The sequence below is a fragment of the Nonomuraea sp. NEAU-A123 genome (assembly GCF_018603905.1).
Classification (GTDB): Bacteria; Actinomycetota; Actinomycetes; order Streptosporangiales; family Streptosporangiaceae; genus Nonomuraea.
Genome location: NZ_JAHFZZ010000012.1, coordinates 174,267 through 191,250 on the forward strand (window position 1 = coordinate 174,267; position 16,984 = coordinate 191,250).

A 16,984-nucleotide genomic window follows, 5' to 3' on the forward strand; every position below is an offset into this window, starting at 1 on the left:
CTGAGTGACATAACGATTACCGAGAGTAATGTCACTCGACCGGGGGGAGGCGACGTGGTCAGACATGGCTGGATCGTGGCGGGGGCACTGGCCTTCGCCGGGGCGTCGGTTGTGGTGGGCATACAGTGCGAGCCCGTGGCGGCCGGGGTCTTCAGGGCCGCTGGAGCGGCTGGGATGGCGCTGGTGTTCGAGCGGCTGGGCGATCCGGCTGACTTCGGGAAGTGGGTACGGACCGGGGACGCGCTGCGGTTCCGGGTAAGTCTGGACGGGTTCGGGCGTGACGCCCGGCTCGCGGTGGCGACCAGCCCGGCGCGGGCCCTCACGTCGATGACGTGCCCCGGCTTGCCCGCTGCGACCCCGGGGGGATGGGGCGCGGGGCTCGGTGAAAGCGGGCTCCAGGCGGGCGGGCTTCAGACAGGCGGGGTTCAGGCAGGCGGGGTTCAGGCAGGCGGGCTTCAGGCAGGCGGGCTTCAGGTGGGCGGGCGGCCGGTGGGCGGCGAGCCGGCACCAGACGGCGCCCTGGCGGCCCGGACCTCGGCGGTGAACGCGCTCGCCGGTGAGGCGGCTGGCGGACAGGCGATTGACCAGGCGTCAACGGGTGGACAGGTTGACCGGGCGTCAACCGGTGGACAGGTGGTTGGCGGGGCGTCTACGGGTGGGCAGGCGACTGTTGGGGCGGCTGCGGGCGGGCAGGCGGCTGGACAGGGGTTCGGGCCGGTCGGCGCCGGGCCGGCATCGGTCGGTGTCCTGGCGTCTGGGCCATCGTCGAGGATGACCGCGTCGGTGGTCACCGCGCCGGCGGCGACCGCGCCGGGCGGGGTCGGGTCGGAGGTCGTTCCTCAGGCTCGGGTGTGCGCGCTGGGTGACGCGGCGGGGGATCGGTCCGTGGACGTGCTGCTCACCGTGCCGCAGGGGCCGAGGGAGGTCGTGCTCACGGCGGCTGCTCGGGCGCGTGAGGTGGCGGGCGGTGCTGCCACGACCGTCGTAGGCTCCACCGCGACGCCCGTCAAAGCGCCAGTGAGAGCGCCTGCCAAGGCGACCGGCAGGACGGGGGCATCTACCGAGACCCTTTCAAAGGGGGCGAGGGCATCTGTCGAGGGCCTCTCGAACAAGACGCCGACAACCGCTGAGGGCCTCTCGAAGAGAACGCGCGGTGAGGTCGCGGCCCGCGGGAAGTCCGCCGACGACCGCACGGGGACGTTCGTCGAGATCCCGCGCGGTGACCTCGCGCTGAACGGCCGGGCGGTGCGTGTCAGACCCGGGACCGACGATGCTCACCTGGCTGCTGCTGGAAGGCCGAGCCCCGTAAACGGCCATCCGGGCAAGTCCCATCTGCGGACCGTCTCGGCCGGTCGCGGGCACGCGTCTGGCGGAGCCCCGGCGACCGTACGGGCCCAGGTGCTCCCACCGGAGACGCACCGCGAGCCCGCACTGAGGCTGCCTCAGGTCGCTTCCCCCGTGACGCCCGGGACCGTCATCGGCGGCACCCCAGGGCTTGCCACTCCGGGGAGCGGCACCGCAGGGACTTCGGGACTCGGCACTGGCGGTACTCCGAGACCCGGCACCCCAAGGCTCGGCACCCAGGGACTTGGTACTCCCGGTTTCGGTGCCGGCGCGGCAACCGGGTGGGGCGCGATGACTTCGGCCGAAGAAGTTGGGGCGCCACTGCCCCTCGCCATTTCCGGCAACCGCTTTCACCCGGCCGAGCGGGTGAATCCCCTGGCAGGCGTACGAGGACTGCCGTGGGCCGCGGGCGGGATCGCGGTGCTGCTGGGAGGGCTGTGGCTGGTCGCCAGAGCACAACGCTCGCGATTGTGGCGAAAGGTGTTCTAATTCGGCCTTTACTGTGACTTTTACCCGGCTAGTATTCCCTTGACCATGGTTTCGGGACTGCGCGGAGGGCACAGGTGGCACGTACGCGAGCGACGGCCGTGTCCGCACTGATCCTGGCCTTGGGATTGACCGGTGCCGGCGTGGCCCCCTTCGTCATCCAGAGCGCGAGCGCCTCCGCGGTGGCCTACGACCCCGGCGTCGATCCTTGCGATGCCGGGGAAGTGTGCGACACCACGCCGGAGACCACCGTCACCATCACCACGACGATGGGCACTCCCACGCCGGACCCGGAAACGACGATCACCAGGACCGTCACCGCGCCCACGAAGACGACGACGAAGACGGCCACCGCGAAGCAGTCGAAGAAGCCGAGCGCGTCCAGCACCCCCAGCACCCCGAAGACCACGCCTTCGCCGCTGCAGCCGGTCCCGTCGCAGAGCGTGGACGTGCCGTCCGTGAGCGCCTCCGCCACGCCCGAGGACACGGCCCCGGCCGTCATCCTGCCCAGCGTGGCGCCCACCGAGACTCCCCCGACGACGCCATCGCTGACCTCGGCGGAGAGCCCGACGGACGAGTCGATCCCGCTCGAACTGCGTAACGCGGCTCCTGAGTACGACCAGCAGACGGTGGCCCGGCAGCTCAGCATCCCGGCGCTCATCCTGGTGCTGCTCGCGCTGTTCGCGGTGCTCATCTTCGAGGGGCGCCTGCGCCGGATGGCCCACGCGGCGGCCGTGCGCAAGGCGGGCCCGCAGAGCGGCCCGGGCCAGCCCGGCTTCCCGGGAGTCCCCGGTGGGCCGGGAGCCCCTGGTGGGCCGGGCCCGACGGGCTACCCGGCCGGTCCCGGCTATGCCACGGCGGCCTTCCCGGCGCCCGGTTATCCGGGTGGTACGGCGTACGCGCCGATCATCAGCTTTGTCCCCGTACAGACCTATCCGGGCGGACAGGTCCAGTACGGCGCCGTCTACCAGGACCCGAACATGTACGGGCAGCCCGGCTACGGCCCCGAGCAGCCGCCCATGGCGGCGGGCGAGCCTGTGGTGCTGCACCCGGACGAGTTCGACTCGTTCAGCCATGAGCCCGCCAAGCCCGACTTCGATGCCTTCAGCCGCCCCGAGGAGGAGCCGTACCGGGCTCCGTTCGAGGCTCTGGTCCCCGCTGAGCAGCCGCCGGCCGACATCCCTCCCGGAGGCTCCGGTCCGTACGAGGACTCGCCTGAGCGGCCCCTGGGCGCCGCCTCGGCCGCCGAGACCGGCGACGCCGAGCCGTGGGAGGCATTCGGCCCCGCCGTCCCGGTCGACGCGCCACCGGTCGAGGCGCCTCCGGTCGACGACGTGACCGCCATCCAGCCGCTTCCTCCGCAGGAGCCCAAGCGCCGCTGGGGCCGTAGCTCGTAACTCGGTCATACGAGTCCGAAGAAGGCGGCCAAGAACGAGTCGTTACGGCGAGTGCCCCGTGAGCGTTCACGACCGGCGCTGGAATGTCGCGCGCCGACGTCGGTGGTGCGGGTAACCCATGCGAAGCCGTACAGGATGAAAAAAACTAAACGCCTGCGCGAGATCGCCGAGAGCACCGAAGCATAAGTTGGTTATTCGGTCACGTCCGGGTGACGAGTTTGTCGAAGGCGCGGTCGGAGAGGAGCCGGTTGACCCGCAGGAGGAGTTTCGCCAGGTAGCCGACGGCGTAGCGCGGCTTCGGGGACCGGGACTCGATGGCGGCGCGGATGGCCTGGGCGACCACGGCGGGTTCCGAGGCCTTGTTCTTCCCGGCGAAGGCCTGCTCCGCGCGGTCCGCCATCGCTTTCGCCACGGCGGCGTAAGCCCCCTTGCCGGAGACCTCTCTCAGCTCGTGGGGCGTGCTCGACTCGAATTCCGTCTTGATGAGGCCGGGCTCGATGACCACCACATTGATGCCGAACCGGCCGACCTCCTGGCGGAGAGTGTCGGAATACCCTTCCAAGGCGTGTTTCGAGGCGTGATACCAGCCGCCGAGCGGGAGCGAGATCACCCCGGCGATCGAGGAGACGTTGACGATCGTGCCGGAGCCGCGCTCGCGCATCTGAGGCAGGACCAACTGGATCAGCCGGGCGGGCCCGAACAGATTGACCTCGAACTGCCGGCGCCCGCTGTCGATCGGCACGTCCTCGGCGGCGCCGTACACGCCGATGCCGGCGTTGTTCACCAGCACGTCGATGCCGGGCTGCTCGTCGAGGACGGTGTCGACGACGCGCCGCAGGTCCTCCTCCTTGGTGACGTCCATCGCGAGGGTGTGGCCACCGGCCTCGCGGATGTCCTCCATCCGGTCGACGCGCCGGGCCACGCCGTACACCGTGTGGCCAGCGCGCAGCAGTTCGAGCGCGGTAGCGCGGCCGATGCCGGCCGAAGCGCCTGTGACGAGGCAGATCATGAAACGACCTTTCCTTCAGGCATCACCCATGCGGTAGCGGAACAGCGACATGGCGTTCCGCATCCAGGCCATCCTCGTGAGGACCTGGAGGGTGACGCGGTAGTGCGGGGCGGCGATCTGTTCGAGGTCCGACAGGACGGGGACGTGGTCGAGCAGGGTGAGCCTGCCCGTCCAGCGCTCCGGCTCGTGCGGGTCGGCGAGTGACGAGAGCTTCCAGCCCAGCGTTCTGGAGAATGCGGCGAGCCAGGGGGCGATGGCGTCGAAGACGAGCTCGCCGTGCGGGATGCGTTCGGTCAGCCGGACGAGGAGTCGCCTGACGTCCGGCTCCATGAGGTACATCAGCAGTCCCTCGGCGATCACCAGCACGGGACGGTCGGCGTGGATCGACTCCAGCCAGCCGGGCTCCGTCACCGAGGAGGCGATCATCCGGTAGTGGTCGCGCTCGGGGTAGAGGCGCCCACGCAGGTCGATGACCTCGGGAAAGTCGACGTCGATCCACTCGACGCCGGCCGGCGGGTCGATGCGGAAGACCCGGCTGTCCAGGCCGCAGCCCAGGTGCAGGACGGCGGCGTCGGGATGATCGGCGAGGTACTGCCTGGTCCAGGTGTCGAGCCGCTTGGCACGCAGCAGGCCCAGGTAGCGGTCGCCGGTCGCCATCTTGATCTTGAAGCGGTTGTAGTCGAGGCGGTCGAGCGTGTCGGCGGCCCAGGGGTCGTCGAGGATCGGGTGCGCCGAGCGGCTGTCGAGTGCCCTGAAGTACAGCGTGTACAGGAGGGTCTCCTTCGCGCCGGTGAGTTCCACCTTCTCTGTGCGCATCGGTCAGTCCTGTCTGGTGGGGTGCACGCCGTAGAGCAACTCCCGGTAGGGCGGGATCAGGGTGCTGTAGAGGGCGATGATCTCCGCCGCGGCGGCGGCGATCACCTGCGGGCCCGGCGGCACGGCCGGTTCGTACGCGTGCCGGACGATATGCGCGAGCGCCTCGGCCTTGGCCTCCAGGCCCGGCTCGTCGGGCACCGGGGCCACGGTGTCGAGGAGGTAGAAGCCCGCCTGCATCGCGGTCAGGCCGTACCTCAGGTGCTCGACGTCGTCGCGGAACAGGCCGTAACGGAGCATCACCTCGTGGAAGCGCGCGGTGGCGAGCAGCTCGTTGCCGCGCATCGCGCTGTCCGCCATCCTGCCCTGGAGCAGCGGCAGGCTGCCGGTGAGGAGCGCGCGCAGCACCGGCCTGCGGCTGACGACCAGGAACAGCGTGCTGATCATGCGGTGCGGCAGCACCACGGACGGATCGCGGCGCAGCTCGTCGAGCAGCGTCTCGATGTAGATGACGGCCTCGCGCACGAACAGGGCCTCGAAGAGCTGCTGTTTGGTACGCCAGTGCAGGTAGACGGTGCCCTTGCCGATGTCGGCCCGCTGGGCGATGTCGTCGATCGTCACCTTGCGGGAGCCGAGGCGCACGGTCAGCTCGGCCGCCGCGTCGAGGATCCGGTCGGCGCGGTCGGCGGCCTCACTCGGTCTTCCTGGCATCCGGCCTCCCTGGTGACTTGTTGACCAGTTTAGCAAAATCAGTCAACAAGTCATATCCCCGCGACAAGAAAGGCCGGTGAGGGGAGCCCTCACCGGCCTTGGGTTCAGTACGCCGTTACTTGGCGCGCTTGAAGATCTTGTTGCCCAGCCACACGATCGGGTCGTACTTGCGATCCGCCACGCGCTCCTTCATCGGGATGAGCGCGTTGTCGGTGATCTTGATGTGCTCGGGGCAGACCTCGGTGCAGCACTTGGTGATGTTGCAGTAGCCCAGGCCGTGTTCCTCCTGGGCCGACTCCTGCCGGTCCGCCACGTCGTACGGGTGCATGTCGAGCTCCGCGATGCGCATGAGGAAGCGCGGCCCGGCGAAGGCGGGCTTGTTCTCCTCGTGGTCACGGATGACGTGGCAGATGTTGTTGCACATGAAGCACTCGATGCACTTGCGGAACTCCTGGGACCGCTCGACGTCGACCTGCTTCATCCGGTACTCGCCCGGCCGGACACCCGCCGGCGGGGTGAACGACGGGATTTCTCGCGCTTTTTCGTAGTTGAACGAGACGTCGGTGACGAGGTCCTTGATGACGGGGAAAGTCCGCATCGGGGTGACGGTGATCGTCTCGTCCTCGGTGAAGGTGGACATCCGCGTCATACAGCCCAGCCGCGGCTTCCCGTTGATCTCCATCGAGCAGGAGCCGCACTTGCCGGCCTTGCAGTTCCAGCGGACCGCCAGGTCGGGCGCCTGCGTGGCCTGCAGGCGGTGGATGATGTCGAGGACGACCTCGCCCTCGTTCACCTCGACGGTGAAGTCCTCGAGCTTGCCCTCACCGCCCTCACCGCGCCACACCTTGAACTTTGCCTTGTAGCTCATGACTTTGCGATCCCGTCGAACTCGGTCATCTCTTCGTCGGTGAGGTATTTCGTCAGCTCGTCCCGGTCGAACAGCTTGATCAGGTGGTCGGCCATCGAAGGCTGGACCTTCTCCTCGACCGTGACGGACGAGCCGTCCTCCGTCGAGCAGACGAGCAGCTTGCGGCGCCACACCGGGTTCATGCCGGGGAAGTCGTCACGGGTGTGCCCGCCGCGGCTCTCCTCGCGCAGCAGCGCGGCCCGCGCCACGCACTCCGAGACGAGGACCATGTTGCGCAGGTCGATCGCGAGGTGCCAGCCGGGGTTGTAGATGCGTGAGCCGGCCGCGCCGACCAGTTGCACCCGCTCCTTGAGCTTCTCCACGGCCTCCAGGGCCTCGGACACCTCTTCGGCCTTGCGGATGATGCCGACCAGCTCGTTCATCGTCCGCTGGAGCTCGTGGTGCACCTCGTAGGGGTTCTCGCCGGAGCGGCCCAGTGGCGCCAGGGCCTCGGTGTGCGCCTCTTCTACGAGTTCCTGGACCACCTTGGGCCTGGCCGGCAGGGAGTCGATGTACGCGGCGGCGCCGGCGCCCGCGCGGCGGCCGAAGACCAGCAGGTCGGACAGCGAGTTGCCGCCCAGGCGGTTGGAGCCGTGCATGCCGCCCGAGACCTCGCCCGCGGCGAAGAGCCCTGGCACGGCCGCCGCACCGGTGTCGGCGTCGACCTCGACGCCGCCCATGATGTAGTGGCAGGTCGGGCCCACCTGCATGGGCTCGGCGGTGATGTCGACGTCCGCCAGCTCCTTGAACTGGTGGTGCATCGACGGCAGCCGCCGCTTGATCTCCTCGGCCGGGAGCCGGGTGGACACGTCGAGGAAGACGCCGCCCTGGGGCGAGCCGCGTCCCGCCTTCACCTCGGCGTTGATCGCGCGGGCCACCTCGTCACGCGGCAGCAGCTCCGGAGGACGGCGGTTGTTGGCCTGGTCGGTGTACCAGCGGTCGCCCTCCTCCTCGGTGGTGGCGTACTTGTCCTTGAACACCTCGGGGATGTACTTGAACATGAAGCGCTCGCCGTCGGAGTTACGCAGCACGCCGCCGTCGCCGCGGACCGACTCGGTGACGAGGATGCCGCGCACGGACGGCGGCCAGACCATCCCGGTGGGGTGGAACTGGATGAACTCCATGTTGATCAGCTTCGCGCCGGCCAGCAGGGCCAGGGCGTGGCCGTCACCGGTGTACTCCCAGGAGTTGGAGGTCACCACGTAGGACTTGCCGATGCCGCCGGTCGCCAGCACGACCGCGGGCGCATCAAAGACCACGAAATTTCCGGACTCGCGCCAGTAGCCGAAGCCACCCGCGATGCGGTCGCCATCCTTGAGCAGGCGGGTGACCGTACATTCCGCGAAGACCTTGATGTAGGCCTCGTGATCGCCGTGTGTCTCGAAGTCCTCCTGCTGCAGCGCGACGACGCGCTGCTGCAGCGTGCGGATCAGCTCCAGCCCGGTGCGGTCGCCGACGTGGGCCAGCCGGGGGTACTCGTGCCCGCCGAAGTTGCGCTGGCTGATCTTGCCGTCCTTGGTGCGGTCGAACAGCGCACCCCACGCCTCCAGCTCCCAGACCCGATCGGGGGCCTCTTTGGCGTGGAGTTCGGCCATCCGCCAGTTGTTCAGGAACTTGCCGCCCCGCATGGTGTCACGGAAGTGCACCATCCAGTTGTCGTCCGGGTTGACGTTGCCCATCGCGGCGGCCGCGCCGCCCTCGGCCATGACCGTGTGGGCCTTGCCGAACAGCGACTTGCAGACGATCGCCGTCCGCTTGCCCTGCTGGCGGGCCTCGATCGCGGCCCGCAGTCCGGCGCCGCCCGCGCCGATGACGACGACGTCGTATTCGTGACGCTCGATTTCCACAGAATGTCCTAACAGAAGAGGCCTTACGCGTACGGGAAGGCGATGATGCCCTTGGCGACGAGGCGGACGTACAGGTCGGCGCCCATGACGGAGAACATCGAGGCCCACGCGAGGGGCTGGTGCTTGGCGTTGAGCTTGGAGACGAAGGTCCAGGCCCGGTAGCGAAGCGGGTGCCGGGAGAAGTGGTTGAGCCGGCCCGCGGTGATGTGCCGGCAGGAGTGGCACGACAGCGTGTAAGCGACGATCAGGACGGCGTTGGCGATCAGGACCCAGGAGCCGAGGCCCAGCGGCTTGTGGATGACCGCGAGGATCGCGTCGTAGCTCAGGATCGCGCCGATGACGATGGCCGCGTAGAAGAAGTACCGGTGGATGTTCTGCATGATCAGCGGGAAGCGCGTCTCACCGCTGTACTTGCCGTGCGGCTCCTGTACGGCGCACGCGGGCGGCGACAGCCAGAACGACCGGTAGTAGGACTTGCGGTAGTAGTAGCACGTCAGCCGGAACCCGCCGGGAAGGCCGAGAATCAGCAGGCCGGGCGGCAGCGTGTACCAGTCGCCGATCGGCGCCCAGCCGAACAGCCGCGCTCCCTCAGCACACGAGGTCGTGAGGCAGGGCGACGAGAACGGGGCGATGTACGGGTCGAAGTAGTAGCTGCCGTCGATGATCGCCCACACGCCGTAGACGAGGAAGGCGCTGAGCGCCAGGAACGTCAGCAGCGGGGCCAGCCACCATCTGTCGGTGCGCAGCGTACGCACCTTGATCTGCGCACGCTGCCTTCTGACAGGAGCATCGGGCGTCGTCTGGGTCATCGCGGACCTCTCCACCTCCCGCGGACCCTGCTCACAGGGAATCCGGGTCGTTCGGTTGGCGCGTACACGGCGGGGCGGTGCCTCCGCTCGCGGCGCGCGTTTGGTGGGGGATACGTTACGACGACCGCCTCGGGATTTGTGAGGAGGGTCACTCACTTTTTCGATGACTCGCTGTGATTCCTGTCACGTACCCCTGTCACGTGGGCTGCCCTTTGCTCGGCAGCTTAACCACAGTCACGAAAAAATCATCTATTTGCCGGACAACCCGGATAAATTGCTCAAAATCCACCGGCTTGGAGACATAAGCGTTGGCGTGCAGCCGGTAGCTGTGCAGGATGTCCTCTTCCGCCTCCGAGGTCGTCAGGATCACCACCGGGATCGTCCGCAGGTCGGCATCGGCCTTGACCTCGCTGAGCACCTCCAGGCCACCCATTCTGGGCAGGTTCAGGTCGAGCAGCATGAGGTCGGGCCTGGGGGCGTCGTGGTAGGCGTTCTCCCGGCGCAGGAAGGCCATCGCCTGCTCGCCGTCGTTGACCACGTGCAGGCGGTTGCGGACCTTGTTGAAGTCGAACGCCTCCTTGGTGAGGAGCACGTCACCCTGATCGTCCTCGACCAGGAGCACCTCGATCGGCCGCCAGTCAGTCATCATCTTCATCTCCAGCCGCGGGCAGGGTCCACCGGAACGTCGCGCCCGGCCCGTCGGCCTCGCCGTCGAGCCAGAGGTGTCCGCCGTGATATTCGACGATCTTGCGGCAGAGCGCGAGCCCGATGCCAGTCCCTGGATACACGTCTCTCGCATGCAGGCGCTGAAATATCAGGAAGATGCGGTCCGCGTACTTGGCCTCCACCCCGATCCCGTTGTCGGAGCAGCTGAACTCCCACATCGCCCCTGCCCGCTCGACACCGATGTGCACGCGCGGCGGGAGGTCCGAGCGGAACTTGACGGCGTTCTCGATCAGGTTCTGGAAGAGCTGGGTGAGCTGGCCCCGGTTGCCGACGACCTTGGGCATGTCGTCGCGGGTGACGACCGTCCCGGTGTCCTCGATCGCGGCCGAGAGGTTGTCCAGGGCCGTGGAGAGCGCGGCGCCCGTGTCGGTGGTCACCCGTTCGCCGGTGACCCGGCCGACCCTGGAGAAGTCGAGCAGGTCGTTGATGAGCAGCTGCATGCGCTTGGCGCCGTCGACCGCGTAGCGGATGTACTCCTTGGCCCGGTCGTCGAGCCGGTCTCCGTACCGCTGCTCCAGCATCTGCGTGAAGCTGGCGACCTTGCGGAGCGGCTCCTGCAGGTCGTGACTGGCGACGTAGGCGAACTGCTCCAGCTCTCCGTTGGACCTGCGCAGCTCGTCGGCCTGCTCCTCGGCCCGGCGCCAGGCCGTCACGACCCGCCTGCGCATGGAGTCGACGTGGCTCGACAGCTCGGCCAGCTCCGCCGGCCGCTCCACGCTCAGCTCATGGTCGAAGTCGCCCGCCGCGACCTTGCGCACCTGGTCGGTCAGCTGGGCGATGGGCTTCAGTACGGCGAAGCGGATGATGAACACCAGCCCGATCCCCGCCGCGGCCATCACGGCCAGCAGCACGATCAGCGCCAGGTTCAGCCGGTCGAGCTGGGCCGCGACGTTGGGCCGCGGCCCCTGCGCCCGTACGTCGGCGACCAGCATCATGATCAGCGCGGAGCCCATCACGAACGCCACGGCGGTCACCACGCCGATGGCGACGAACCAGCGGGCCATCGGCAGCCTGCCGAGGCCCGTCGCCGGTTTCGGCGGGGGCAGCGGATGGATCCTCACTCCGACCTCCTGCTGACGAGTACCACGGCGAGGTCGTCGCTGAGCGTGCCCACGTGCCTGATGAGCCGGTCGAGGTCGATCGAGCCGTGCTCGCGTACCAGGTCGACCAGTCCGTCCACGCCGAGGAGTTCCTTCTGCTCGCCGACCGCGGCCTCGATCAAGCCGTCGGTGTAGAGCATCATCGACCATTCGTCGCCCAGGGGCACGTCGAGGATGGTCCATTCGGCGTCGGAGAAGATGCCGAGCGGCGGCCCCGAGGGCGCGCCGTCGACCACGCTGACAGCGCCGTCGCGGACCAGGACCGGCGGTGGATGGCCGACCACCCGCATCCTGGCGTGGCGCAGGTCGGGCGTGATCGTCGCCATGCAGAGCGTGGTGAAGATCTCCGGGGCCTGGCGCTCCGCACGCAGCACGGCGTCCATCGTCCGCAGCATCCGCTCGCCGGTCTGCCCGGCCAGCACCAGCGTGCGCCAGGCGATGCGGAGCGCCACGCCGAGCGCGGCCTCGTCGGGGCCGTGCCCGCAGACGTCGCCGACCACGATGTGCACCGAACCGTCGGGCGTCTGCACGGTGTCGAGGAAGTCGCCGGCCAGCAGTGATCCCTGGCTGCCCGGCAGGTAGCGGGTGGTGTGGTCCAGCGCGTCGGTGTGCAGCAGGGCGACGGGGAGCAGGCCGCTCTCCAGCCGGGCGTTCTCCTTGGCGGTCAGCTCGGCCTCGACCAACCGGAGCTGCGCCAGATCGGCCCGCTTGCGTTCCATCGCGTAACGGATGGCCCTGGCCAGCAGCCGCGCGTCGACGTCCTGCTTGACCAGGTAGTCCTGCGCGCCGGCCTTGACCGCGGCGACCCCCACATGGGCGTCGCGCAGTCCGGTGAGCACCAGGACGGCCGCGTGCGGTGCCGCCGCCAGCACCTGCTCCAGCGCTTCCAGGCCGGTGGCGTCGGGGAGCGAGAGGTCGACGAGTACGCACTGGATCCGGGAGTCGAGCTTGGCCTTGCCCTCCTCCAGGCTGCGTACCCAGGTGATCCGCGGTGGGGCCTCTGCCTGCTTGAGGAGCTCCTCGACCAGGAACGCGTCACCGTCGTCGTCCTCGATGAGGAGGAGCGTCAGCGTTTCGTTGAGAGTTGCCGTCACACGCGCCTCTTCATAGAAGTTGGACCTGTTCTGGTTCATTCTGCGATGAGCTCGACCCCTTGTGGAAGCGTGCGCTCGTGACCGGCCTCGACGATGAAGGAGAGCAGCGTCGCCCGGAACGCCTGCGCCGCCCTCGTCGGCTCCACATCCTTGCGGTGGGCCAGCGCGATGGTCCGGCTCAGCCCCGGCGGCGCCAGCGGAGTGCCGGTCAGCCCCGGCCGTCCGTCGAGCACCATGGACGGCACCACGGCCAGCCCCAGCCCCGCCTCCACGAACCGCAGGACGGCGTCCATCTCCCCGCCCTCCACCGCGAACCTGGGCTCGAACCCGGCCTGGCGGCACGCCGCCAGCGTCGCCTCGCGCAGGTCGTAGCCGCGCCTGAACATCACCATCGCCCGGCCGCGCAGATCCTCCATACGCAGGTACGGCTTGCGTTCCGGCTGGTGGGACGGGGTCGCCACGACCAGGTTCTCGCGCAGGATCTCCTCGGTCACCAGGGACGGGTCGTCGCCCTGCAGCGGCGTGATGATGAGCGAAAGGTCGAGCTGCCCGCGGGCCAGCGCTCTGACCAGGTCACGCGAGCCGTCCTCCTCGACCAGCAGCTCGATGCCCGGGTAGGCGCGGTGGAAGCGGGCCAGGGCGTCGGCCAGCAGCCCGGCGCACAGGGACGGCGTGGCGCCCAGCCGTACCCTGCCTCTGCGCAGCCCGGCGAGCTCGGCCACCTCCTGCCTGGCGGTGCCGGCGTCGGCCAGCATCCGGCGGGCGAGCGGCAGCAGCGCCTCTCCCGCCGGGGTCAGCGTGACGTTGCCGCGCGCTCTGGAGAACAGCGGGGCGCCGAGGTCGCTCTCCAGGGCCTTGATCTGCTTGCTGAGTGACGGCTGGGCGACCCGCATCCGCTCGGCGGCCTGGGTGAAGTGCCTGGTCTCCGCAACGGCGACGAAGTAGGAGAGTTGCTGCAACTGCATGTGATTTTCCTCGCACCGGCTGACGGGATTTCCTTACGTCGGCCGTACAAACCAAGCATCATAGCCGAAAGCTATGGAAACCAGGCCCGTCATGACTTGGACGGATCATGGCTGGATATCTAGCGTCAGAAGGCGTGACAGCCACGATTGAGCGAGGCGCCGCTACCGCGCCAGTCTCGAAGCCCGCATCGAAGAAGCCAACGCCCGGAAAGCGCGGCGGGTTCCTGCGCTCGTCGAACGGCAAGAAGGTCATCATGGCCGTGACGGGCGCCGTGATGGTGCTCTTCCTGGTCCTCCACATGCTGGGCAACCTCAAGATCTTCCTGGGCAGGGACTCGTTCAACGAGTACGCCGAGGCGCTGCGCACGCTGCTGGAGCCGATCGCGCCGTACCGGACGGTGCTGACGATCCTGGAGGTCGGCCTCGTCGTGTCGGTGGTCCTGCACATGTGGGCGGCGATCTCGCTCGCTCGGCGGGCCCGCCACGCCCGGCCGGTGAAGTACGTGGCCAAGAAGTCGCAGGCCCAGGGCTACACCACACACATCATGCGGTGGGGCGGCGTCACGATCCTGCTCTTCGTGATCTGGCACCTGCTCGACCTGACCTTCGGCGTGGTGAACCCCAAGGGCTACGACTCCGCGCCGGCCGACCGGATGATCGCCGGGTTCGACCTGTCGCGCTGGTGGGTCACCCTCTTCTACATCGTGGCCGTCGCCATGGTCGGCCTGCACCTGCGGCACGGCATCTGGAGCATGTTCCAGACGCTCGGCTGGGCCACCCGTGTCAAGGCCCTTCGCCCGCTCGCGGCGCTGGTGTCCGCGGTCCTGGTCATCGGCTTTCTCGCGCCGCCGCTCGCCGTCACGTTCGGAGTGATCAAGTGAAGTACACCGAAGGCCCGGAGATCCAGGACACCAAGGCTCCCTCGGGTCCCATCGAGGACCGGTGGGAGAAGCGGAAGTTCGGCGCCAAGCTCGTCAACCCGGCCAACAAGCGCAAGCTCAACGTGATCGTGGTCGGCACCGGCCTGGCCGGCGGTTCGGCTGCGGCGACGCTGGGCGAGCTGGGCTACAACGTCAAGTCGTTCTGCTACCAGGACACGCCGCGCCGCGCGCACTCCATCGCCGCGCAGGGCGGGATCAACGCCGCGAAGAACTACCGCGGCGACGGTGACTCGATTTATCGCCTTTTCTACGACACGGTGAAGGGCGGGGACTTCCGGGCCCGCGAGTCGAACGTCTACCGCCTCGCCCAGGTCTCCGTGAACATCATCGACCAGGCGGTCGCCCAGGGCGTCCCGTTCGCCCGTGAGTACGGCGGGCTGCTGGACACCCGCTCCTTCGGCGGCGCGCAGGTCTCCCGCACCTTCTACGCGCGCGGCCAGACGGGTCAGCAGCTGCTGCTCGGCGCCTACCAGGCCCTGGAGCGGCAGATCGCGGCCGGGACCGTGGAGATGTTCACCCGGCACGAGATGCTCGACCTGATCGTCGCCGACGGGCGGGCGCGCGGGATCATCGTCCGCGACATGGTCACGGGCGAGATCGAGCGGCACGTGGCCGACGCGGTCGTGCTGGCCTCCGGCGGCTACGGGAACGTGTTCTTCCTGTCCACGAACGCCAAGGGGTGCAACACCACGGCGATCTGGCGGGCGCACGAGCGCGGCGCGTACTTCGCCAACCCCTGCTACACGCAGATCCACCCGACCTGCATTCCGGTGTCGGGCGAGTACCAGTCGAAGCTGACGCTGATGTCGGAGTCGCTGCGCAACGACGGCCGCGTCTGGGTGCCGAAGGTCGCGGGTGACTCGCGGCCCGCCGGGGAGATCCCGGAAGCCGACCGCGATTACTACCTGGAGCGGATTTATCCGGCTTTCGGGAACCTCGTCCCTCGGGACATCGCCTCCCGCGCCGCCAAGAACGTCTGCGACGAGGGACGCGGCGTCGGCCCCGGCGGGCTGGGCGTCTACCTGGACTTCGCCGACGCGATCAACCGCCTCGGGCGCGAGGCCGTGGAGAAGAAGTACGGCAACCTCTTCGAGATGTACGAGCGCATCACGGGCGAGAACCCCTATGAGACGCCGATGCGCATCTACCCAGCCGTCCACTACACGATGGGCGGCCTGTGGGTCGACTACGACCTGCAGTCCACGATCCCCGGCCTGTTCGTGATCGGCGAGGCCAACTTCTCCGACCACGGCGCCAACCGCCTCGGCGCCTCCGCGCTGATGCAGGGCCTGGCCGACGGTTACTTCGTGCTGCCCACCACACTCGGCGACTACCTGGCGGCCGGGCCGTTCGGGGAGGTCTCCGACGAGGCCGTGGCCGAGGCCGAGATCAAGGTGCGTACCAGGATCGACAGGCTGATGGCGGTCAACGGCACGCGCACCCCCGACTCCTTCCACCGGGAGCTGGGCAAGCTCATGTGGGACTACTGCGGCATGGAGCGCACCGAGGAGTCGCTGCGCAAGGCGCTGGAGCGCATTCCGGAGCTGCGCGAGGAGTTCTGGCGCGACGTGAAGGTGTCGGGGACCGCCGAGGAGCTGAACCAGGTCCTGGAGAAGGCCGGGCGGGTCGCGGACTTCTTCGACCTGGCCGAGCTCATGTGCCTCGACGCGCTGATCCGTACCGAGTCGTGCGGCGGCCACTTCCGCGCCGAGTCGCAGGACGCCGAGGGCGAGGCCCTGCGCGATGACGAGCACTTCGCCCACGTGTCGGCCTGGGAGTTCTCCGGGGACGGGCCGGTGCTGCACAAGGAATCGCTCGAGTACGAGTACGTCAAGATGACCCAGCGGAGCTACAAGTGAACCTGACCCTTCGCGTCTGGCGCCAGAGCGGCCCCTCGGCACCCGGAAAGATGGTGACTTATCGGGTTGAAGAGGTCTCGCCGGATATGTCGTTCCTGGAGATGCTCGACGTGCTGAACGAGCGCCTCATCCTCTCGGGCGACGACCCGGTGGCCTTCGACCACGACTGCCGCGAGGGCATCTGCGGCATGTGCGGCATGGTCATCAACGGCGTCGCCCACGGCGAGCAGCGCGCCACCACCACCTGCCAGCTCCACATGCGCCACTTCGAAGACGGCGCCACCATCACCATCGAACCGTGGCGCGCGGCGCCGTTCCCGGTGGTGAAGGACCTGGTGGTGGACCGGTCGGCGTTCGACCGCATCATCCAGGCCGGCGGCTTCGTCTCGGTCCCGGCGGGTTCGGCCCCTGACGCCCACAGCATCCCGGTCCGCAAGGAGGACGCCGACGACGCCTTCGACGCCGCCACCTGCATCGGGTGCGGCGCCTGCGTGGCGGCCTGCCCCAACGGGTCGGCGTCCCTCTTCACGGCCGCGAAGATCACCCACCTGTCACTCCTTCCCCAGGGCCAGCCGGAACGGCTGACGCGGGCCAAGGCGATGGTGGACCAGATGGACGCGGAGGGGTTCGGCGGGTGTACGAACACGGGTGAATGCACCGCCGTCTGCCCTAAGGGGATTCCGCTGGACACGATTGCCCAGATGAACAGCGACTACCTCAAGGCCAACTAGGCCGGTTTGTCGCGTGACCCTGGGGGCGGAGACCTCCGTCCCCAGGGCGTGGCGCCTTGGGGGGTGAGATCGCTCCCGTCCCGGCCGCATCCCGAACCACACTTCTGGACGGCGACGCTCGAGCCGCGTTCTGAGACCGGCAGAGACTCGCTCCACGACCTGGGCCGGCCTTCCTGGGCACCCGGATGCCCACCTTCACCGTCATGGACACTCCAGCACTCCACGACGCCCTGCGCCCCCTCGCC

The 16,984-nt window shown here is 68.7% G+C and carries 16 protein-coding genes; 5 read left to right on the forward strand and 11 right to left on the reverse strand.

Annotation, left to right across the window (positions count from 1 at the left end; translation table 11 throughout):
* The first annotated feature begins 54 nt into the window (after positions 1 to 54).
* Entirely contained in the window at positions 55 to 1,833 is a 1,779-nt protein-coding gene (locus KLK06_RS34105; RefSeq protein ID WP_214639709.1) for a hypothetical protein, read from the forward strand.
* Between the two features lie 184 nt (positions 1,834 to 2,017).
* Here KLK06_RS34105 and KLK06_RS34110 read toward each other — a convergent pair whose 3' ends face one another.
* Positions 2,018 to 2,353 carry a hypothetical protein gene (locus tag KLK06_RS34110; protein WP_214639710.1) on the reverse strand — a complete coding sequence of 112 codons (336 nt, stop codon included), beginning with the start codon at positions 2,351 to 2,353 and terminating at the stop codon, positions 2,018 to 2,020.
* Between KLK06_RS34110 and KLK06_RS34115 the strand changes: the two genes are divergently transcribed.
* On the forward strand, positions 2,343 to 3,227 hold the full coding sequence (locus KLK06_RS34115; protein WP_214639711.1) for a hypothetical protein: 885 nt from the start codon (positions 2,343 to 2,345) through the stop codon (positions 3,225 to 3,227). The two genes, KLK06_RS34110 and KLK06_RS34115, sit on opposite strands and share 11 nt — an antisense overlap.
* 199 nt (positions 3,228 to 3,426) lie before the next feature.
* Here KLK06_RS34115 and KLK06_RS34120 read toward each other — a convergent pair whose 3' ends face one another.
* From KLK06_RS34120 to KLK06_RS34165, 10 genes are all read right to left on the reverse strand, one after another.
* A complete protein-coding gene (locus KLK06_RS34120) occupies positions 3,427 to 4,236 on the reverse strand; it encodes an oxidoreductase (RefSeq protein WP_214639712.1) in 810 nt (269 codons plus the stop codon).
* A 15-nt stretch (positions 4,237 to 4,251) separates the two neighbouring features.
* Entirely contained in the window at positions 4,252 to 5,052 is an 801-nt protein-coding gene (locus KLK06_RS34125) for a class I SAM-dependent methyltransferase (protein WP_214639713.1), read from the reverse strand.
* A 3-nt stretch (positions 5,053 to 5,055) separates the two neighbouring features.
* Positions 5,056 to 5,760 carry a TetR/AcrR family transcriptional regulator gene (locus tag KLK06_RS34130; RefSeq protein WP_214639714.1) on the reverse strand — a complete coding sequence of 235 codons (705 nt, stop codon included), beginning with the start codon at positions 5,758 to 5,760 and terminating at the stop codon, positions 5,056 to 5,058.
* Positions 5,761 to 5,875: 115 nt separating this feature from the next.
* Complete coding sequence (locus KLK06_RS34135) at positions 5,876 to 6,628, reverse strand: succinate dehydrogenase/fumarate reductase iron-sulfur subunit (RefSeq protein WP_214639715.1); 753 nt, start codon at positions 6,626 to 6,628, stop codon at positions 5,876 to 5,878.
* Positions 6,625 to 8,514 (reverse strand): fumarate reductase/succinate dehydrogenase flavoprotein subunit, encoded by a 1,890-nt coding sequence (locus KLK06_RS34140; protein ID WP_214639716.1) that lies wholly within the window; start codon positions 8,512 to 8,514, stop codon positions 6,625 to 6,627. Before KLK06_RS34140 ends, KLK06_RS34135 begins: the two co-directional genes overlap by 4 nt.
* Before the next feature lie 23 nt (positions 8,515 to 8,537).
* Entirely contained in the window at positions 8,538 to 9,323 is a 786-nt protein-coding gene (locus KLK06_RS34145) for a hypothetical protein (RefSeq protein ID WP_214639717.1), read from the reverse strand.
* 196 nt (positions 9,324 to 9,519) lie between these two features.
* The gene (locus KLK06_RS34150) at positions 9,520 to 9,969 is read right to left on the reverse strand and encodes a response regulator (protein WP_214639874.1); all 450 of its coding nucleotides are present in this window, start codon (positions 9,967 to 9,969) and stop codon (positions 9,520 to 9,522) included.
* The gene (locus KLK06_RS34155; RefSeq protein WP_308168568.1) at positions 9,962 to 11,110 is read right to left on the reverse strand and encodes an ATP-binding protein; all 1,149 of its coding nucleotides are present in this window, start codon (positions 11,108 to 11,110) and stop codon (positions 9,962 to 9,964) included. The genes KLK06_RS34150 and KLK06_RS34155 overlap by 8 nt, the downstream gene beginning before the upstream one ends.
* On the reverse strand, positions 11,107 to 12,243 hold the full coding sequence (locus tag KLK06_RS34160) for a PP2C family protein-serine/threonine phosphatase (RefSeq protein ID WP_214639718.1): 1,137 nt from the start codon (positions 12,241 to 12,243) through the stop codon (positions 11,107 to 11,109). The genes KLK06_RS34155 and KLK06_RS34160 overlap by 4 nt, the downstream gene beginning before the upstream one ends.
* 35 nt (positions 12,244 to 12,278) lie before the next feature.
* A complete protein-coding gene (locus KLK06_RS34165) occupies positions 12,279 to 13,208 on the reverse strand; it encodes a LysR family transcriptional regulator (RefSeq protein ID WP_214639719.1) in 930 nt (309 codons plus the stop codon).
* Positions 13,209 to 13,342: 134 nt separating this feature from the next.
* Here KLK06_RS34165 and KLK06_RS34170 point away from each other — a divergent pair, with 134 nt between their 5' ends.
* The 3 genes from KLK06_RS34170 to KLK06_RS34180 are packed head-to-tail and all read left to right on the forward strand — an operon-like array spanning position 13,343 to position 16,739.
* Positions 13,343 to 14,089 carry a succinate dehydrogenase cytochrome b subunit gene (locus tag KLK06_RS34170; protein WP_308168569.1) on the forward strand — a complete coding sequence of 249 codons (747 nt, stop codon included), beginning with the start codon at positions 13,343 to 13,345 and terminating at the stop codon, positions 14,087 to 14,089.
* On the forward strand, positions 14,086 to 16,008 hold the full coding sequence (locus KLK06_RS34175; RefSeq protein WP_214639721.1) for a fumarate reductase/succinate dehydrogenase flavoprotein subunit: 1,923 nt from the start codon (positions 14,086 to 14,088) through the stop codon (positions 16,006 to 16,008). The genes KLK06_RS34170 and KLK06_RS34175 overlap by 4 nt, the downstream gene beginning before the upstream one ends.
* Entirely contained in the window at positions 16,005 to 16,739 is a 735-nt protein-coding gene (locus KLK06_RS34180; RefSeq protein ID WP_214639722.1) for a succinate dehydrogenase/fumarate reductase iron-sulfur subunit, read from the forward strand. Before KLK06_RS34175 ends, KLK06_RS34180 begins: the two co-directional genes overlap by 4 nt.
* Positions 16,740 to 16,984 lie beyond the last annotated feature (245 nt).